The following is a 5134-nucleotide window of genomic DNA, read 5'->3' as shown; positions in this document are numbered from 1 at the left end:
AACGCAATCCCTCCAGGCCGACGCTGCCGGAGACTTCCAGCGGAATCCGACCCGCCGCGATCCGCACCGCTTCACGGCGCATCCCCGCATCGAAGTCATCGATCAGGATGCGTTCGCAGCCCACCGCCAGTGCCTGGCGCAACTGATCGAGGTCCTCGACCTCCACCACCAGCGGCAACTGCGGCCATTGCGCGCGCGCCGCCTGCACCGCAGCGGTCAGGGAACCGGCCGCGCGGATGTGGTTTTCCTTCAGCATCACCGTGTCGAACAACCCCATCCGGTGGTTATCGCCACCGCCGCAGCGCACCGCGTACTTCTGTGCCACGCGCAGCCCCGGCAGGGTCTTGCGGGTGTCCAGGATGCGCGCGCCGGTGCCGGCCACGGCCGCCACATGGCGTGCGGTGGTGGTGGCGGTGCCGGACAGGGTCTGCAGGAAGTTCAGCGAGGTGCGCTCGGCGCTGACCAGGCTGCGGTTGCGCCCGTGCAGGATCGCCAGCACGGTGCCGGCGGTGACGGCGTCGCCCTCGGCCACCCGCCAGTTGATGGTCACGTCGGGATCCAGCGCCCGATGGGTGGCGTCGAACCACGGCCGACCGGCGATGACCGCGTCCTGCTTGCACAGCAGGTAGGCGCTGTCGGGACGGTCGGGCAGCAGGGCGGCGGTGACATCCCCGCTGCCGATGTCCTCGGCCAGTGCGCGCGCCACATCGGCGGCGACCACCGCCGCATCGGGTGCCTCAAGGACGGACGGACTCATTTTTCCGGAAAATCGGCGATCTGCGCGGTCGCGATGGCCTCTTCGGCCAGCAGCACCGGAATGCCGTCGTCGACGCGGAACACCTGCTTGCGGTCGCGGGTCAGCAGCGCCTCGCGCAGGGCCAGGGCCTGCGCGCTGCCATCGGCCTTGACCACGGCACCGGCGCCGATCGCGCGGTTGACTGCGTCCAGGCCCTTGGCATCGAGCAGGGATAGGGGCTGGCGGGTGTCGGGCGAGCACAGCAGGTCGAGCAGCTTGCGATCCATGGATTCTTCGTCTTGCGTGGAAGATGGCTAGAATACGTCTTTAAGGCAGGTGACGGCCAATGACCCCCAACCAATCCGCGCCGCTCGTCGGCATCGTCATGGGTTCCCGCTCCGACTGGGAAACCATGCAGCACGCCGCCCAGAAGCTCGATGCGCTCGGCGTTCCCTACGAAGTGAAAGTGGTCTCGGCGCACCGTACGCCGGACGTGCTGTTCACCTATGCCGAACAGGCAGGCGGCCGTGGCCTGCGCGCGATCATCGCCGGTGCCGGGGGCGCGGCCCACCTGCCGGGCATGATCGCGGCCAAGACCGCCGTGCCGGTGCTGGGCGTTCCGGTGCAGTCCAAGGCCCTCAACGGCATGGATTCCCTGCTGTCCATCGTGCAGATGCCGGCCGGCATTCCGGTCGCCACCTTTGCCATCGGCAATGCCGGCGCGTCCAACGCGGCGCTGTTCGCCGCGGCCATGCTGGCCTCCGACCAGCCGGCCATCGGCGAGGCGCTGGAGGCCTTCCGCGCCCGCCAGACTGAAGACGTCATGGCCCACGACGATCCGCGTCAATGAGCACGAAGACCGTTGGCATCCTGGGCGGCGGGCAGCTGGCCCGCATGATGGTGCTCGCGGGCGCGCCGCTGGGCCTGCGCTTCGAGTTGTTCGACCCGGCCGCTGATGCCTGCGGTGCCCAGGTGGCGCCGCTGCAGGTGGCCGCATTCGAGGATGAGGCCGCGCTGGCCGCCTTCGCCGCGCGGGTGGATGTGGTGACCTTCGATTTCGAGAACGTGCCCGCCCGCAGTGCCCGTTTCCTGGCCGAACGCGTGCCGGTGTATCCCAATCCCGATGCGCTGGCGGTGGCCCAGGACCGGCTCAGCGAAAAGACCCTGTTCCAGCAGCTGGGCATCCCGCTGCCGCCGTTCGCCGATATCCGCAGCCGCGACGAGCTCGCCGCCAGGGTGGCCGAGTTTGGCATGCCCTGCATCGTCAAGACCCGCCGCCTGGGTTACGACGGCAAGGGCCAGTTCCGCATCCGCAGCGACGCCGACATCGACACGGCCTGGGCCACACTGGGCGATTACGTCGAGCGGACCGGGCTGATCCTGGAAGGCTTCGTCGCCTTCGATCGCGAAGTCAGCGTGGTCGCCGTGCGCGGCCGCGACGGTGAATTCCGCGCGTGGCCGGTGACCGGCAACTGGCATGTCGACGGCGTGCTGTCGGCCAGCCTGGCGCCGGCGACGTTGAGTCCTGCCCAGCACGAGGCCGCCATCGGCCATGCCCGCGCGCTGGCCGAACGCCTGGATTACGTGGGGGTGTTCGCGCTGGAGCTGTTCTGCCGCGGGGACGAGCTGCTGGTCAACGAGATGGCGCCGCGCGTGCACAACTCCGGCCACTGGACCATCGAAGGCAGCGAGACCTCGCAGTTCGAGAACCACCTGCGCGCCGTGCTCGGTTTGCCGCTGGGCGATACACGCATGCTCGGCCACGCCTGCATGCTCAACTGGCTTGGTGCGATGCCCGAAGCGGCCGCTGTCCTCGGTCAGCCGAGCGGGCATTGGCATGATTACGGCAAGCAGCCGCGCGACGGCCGCAAGGTCGGTCATGCCACGCTGCGCGACGATGATGCGCAGGCCTTGGCCGACGCGCTGGACGCGGTGGGCGGGCAGCTTGACCGTACCGCCCAGGTCGCCCCGGTGGCGGCTGCGCTACGCCGCTGAAACGGGCGCGCGGCCTGCGCGCCCGCGCCCCAGCCGACGGCGACAAACGGGTAGTGCCGGCCGTTGGCCAGCTCCTCGCCAACCTGGCAGCGTGCGAGCYGGCCAACGGCCGGCACTACCGGTGGTGGCCAAGCGTGCGAGCCGGCCAGTGGCGGGCACTACCGGGCGGGTGGCCAAGTGCGAGCCGGCCAGCGGCCGGCACTACCCGGTTGTCGCCGCTATGACGGCGCGCGCCCTCAATCCCGCAACTGCGCGGCCACGAAGTCCCAGTTGACCAGTTTCCAGAACGCCTCCAGATAGCGTGCGCGCTCATTCTGGTAGTCGGTGTAGTACGCGTGTTCCCACACATCGCAGGCCAGCAATGGCGTGCTCTGTCCGGTCAACGGGGTGCCGGCGTTGCGGGTGGTCTGGATCGCCAGCGCGCCGGACGGGTGTTGCACCAGCCACACCCAGCCCGAGCCGAACAGGCCCAGCGCGGCGCGGTCGAATTCCTCGCGCAGCCGGCGGATGTCGCCGAAGTGGCGGGTGACCAGTTCGCCCAGCCGGTCCTTGGGGTCGCCGCCACCGCGCGGATGCAGGCAGTGGAAGTAGAAGCCGTGGTTCCAGGCCTGGGCGGCAGCGTCGAACAGGCTGCCCTGGCTCTGCCGCACGATGTCTTCCAGTGGCAGCTCGGCCAGCTCGGTACCGTCGATGCGCGCGTTGACCGCCTCGATATAGGCGCGGTGGTGACGGCCGTGGTGCAGGTCCAGCGTCTCGGCCGACAGGTGGGGCTGCAGGGCGGTGCGATCGTAGGGCAGGCGGGGCAGTTCGAGGGGCATGGCTCGCGATGGATTGAGGAGAGGGACGCCGGAAGGCTTACAATGGCGATGAGGGAAGTCTATCCGACCGGCCAGGTCGGGTTGTCCCACCTGCAGGAGAGGCGTTGTGGCGGTGATGCAGCAGATCCAGTCCGAAGTGGAGCGTTACCCCCTCGTGTTGTTCATGAAGGGCACCCCGCAGTACCCCATGTGCGGTTTCTCCAGTCGCGCCATCCAGGCGCTGATGGCCGCCGGCGCGGTCGCGCTGCGCACGGTCAATGTGCTCGAGGAACCCGAGATCCGCGCCAACCTGCCGCGTTTCTCCAACCTGCCCAGCTTCCCGCAGCTGTTCATCCATGGCGAGCTGATCGGCGGCTGCGACATCGTGCTGGAGCTGTTCGAATCCGGCGAGCTCAAACGCATCGTCGAAGAGGCCTCGCAGGCATGAGTGCCGTCCCGACCGTCGTGGCCGGGACCGCATCGCTTGCCGATCGCGTCATTCTCATCGCCGGGGCCGGTGGTGGCTTCGGCAGTGCCGCTGCCATCGCCTGTGCCGAGGCCGGCGCCACCGTGGTCCTGCTCGGGCGCAAGCCGCGCCGGCTGGACCGGGTTTACGCCGCCGTCCAGGCCGTTGGCCCGGAGCCACTGCTGTACCCGCTCGATCTGGAAGGAGCCACCCCCGACGACTACGCGGTTCTGGCCGAACGCCTGCAGTCCGAGCTTGGGCGGCTGGATGGCCTGCTGTACTGCGCCGCCGATTTCGCCGGGCTGACCCCGTTCGAGCTGGCCGATCCGGGCGCCTTTGCGCGCGCGGTTCACGTCAACCTGACTGCGCCAGCCTGGCTGGCCCAGGCCTGCCTGCCGCTGCTGCGCCAGCGCGATGATGCCGCGCTGGTGTTCACCGTGGACGATCCGGCGCGGKTAGGGAAGGCCTTTTGGGGCGGCTACGGTGCCGCCCAGCACGGGCTGCGCGGGTTGATCGCCAGCCTGCATGACGAACTCGGGCGCAGCCCGGTGCGGGTCAGTGGCCTCCAGCCCGGCCCGATGCGCACCGCCCTGCGGGCGCGGGCGTTCTCCCTGGACGAAGACCGCGGCGCCCGCGACCCGGTCGACTGTGCCGCCACGGCGGTACTTCTGTTATCTGCCGCCGGCGCCGCCCACCGCGGCCAGATCCTGGACGCCTGAAGGGGCCGGGCCTGTCCGCCTTGCGGTCTACCACGGCCCGCTCCGGTAGTGCCGGCCGCTGGCCGGCTCCCCAGCCAACCCACCGGTAACCCACCCGCAGCGTTCCCTGGTTACCCTTGCACGGGCGGCGCAGCAGCCATTCAGCGAAACAGGGCCAGTTGTGAAGATCGCGTCACGATAGCGTTGTGATGGCGTGTGTTTTGTCGCCAAACCGTCACAATCCGGCGCTACCGTGTTAATCTAGTGTTAACCGTTGCGGCTGAAACCAGCCCTCGGCTAGGGAACCCAGATAAAAGTCCAGTCAGCCGCCAGCAAGGCTGCTTGGGCGCGTTTTTTTCTCCGCCATCGCCAATCTCGCATCGAGGCTACTCCCCAATGACCCACTCACGCTGTCTCCGGATGTCCAAGCTCACCCTTGGTC

The 5134-nt window shown here is 69.1% G+C and carries 7 protein-coding genes; 4 read left to right on the top strand and 3 right to left on the bottom strand.

What is annotated here, in order from left to right; translation table 11 throughout:
* Together nadC and ACXJKH_RS14225 are read right to left on the bottom strand one after the other, a co-directional pair.
* A partial coding sequence (gene nadC / locus ACXJKH_RS14230; protein ID WP_457320190.1) for a carboxylating nicotinate-nucleotide diphosphorylase occupies window positions 1-757 on the bottom strand: 757 nt, incomplete at its 3' end.
* Window positions 754-1023, bottom strand: a complete 270-nt coding sequence (locus tag ACXJKH_RS14225; protein WP_457320188.1) for a Trm112 family protein — start codon at window positions 1021-1023, stop codon at window positions 754-756. The genes nadC and ACXJKH_RS14225, both read right to left, overlap by 4 nt.
* Before the next feature lie 59 nt (window positions 1024-1082).
* On the opposite strand from ACXJKH_RS14225, the gene purE reads away from it, so the two are divergent.
* Window positions 1083-1586, top strand: a complete 504-nt coding sequence (gene purE, locus ACXJKH_RS14220) for a 5-(carboxyamino)imidazole ribonucleotide mutase (protein ID WP_256776194.1) — start codon at window positions 1083-1085, stop codon at window positions 1584-1586.
* Window positions 1583-2731, top strand: a complete 1149-nt coding sequence (locus tag ACXJKH_RS14215) for a 5-(carboxyamino)imidazole ribonucleotide synthase (RefSeq protein WP_256776193.1) — start codon at window positions 1583-1585, stop codon at window positions 2729-2731. The genes purE and ACXJKH_RS14215 overlap by 4 nt, the downstream gene beginning before the upstream one ends.
* Before the next feature lie 236 nt (window positions 2732-2967).
* On the opposite strand, the gene ACXJKH_RS14210 is transcribed toward ACXJKH_RS14215, so the two are convergent.
* Window positions 2968-3549, bottom strand: coding sequence for a superoxide dismutase (locus ACXJKH_RS14210; protein ID WP_256776192.1), 582 nt, complete (start codon window positions 3547-3549; stop codon window positions 2968-2970).
* Window positions 3550-3655: 106 nt separating this feature from the next.
* Between ACXJKH_RS14210 and grxD the strand changes: the two genes are divergently transcribed.
* Together grxD and ACXJKH_RS14200 are read left to right on the top strand one after the other, a co-directional pair.
* Window positions 3656-3976 carry a Grx4 family monothiol glutaredoxin gene (gene grxD, locus ACXJKH_RS14205; protein WP_256776191.1) on the top strand — a complete coding sequence of 107 codons (321 nt, stop codon included), beginning with the start codon at window positions 3656-3658 and terminating at the stop codon, window positions 3974-3976.
* Complete coding sequence (locus ACXJKH_RS14200) at window positions 3973-4713, top strand: SDR family NAD(P)-dependent oxidoreductase (RefSeq protein ID WP_457320184.1); 741 nt, start codon at window positions 3973-3975, stop codon at window positions 4711-4713. The genes grxD and ACXJKH_RS14200 overlap by 4 nt, the downstream gene beginning before the upstream one ends.
* The last annotated feature ends 421 nt before the right edge of the window (window positions 4714-5134 follow it).

This window comes from Stenotrophomonas sp. P5_B8 (assembly GCF_054049855.1).
Note: the sequence above shows the minus strand (reverse complement) of the source record. Positions and strands in the feature narration are given on the sequence as shown.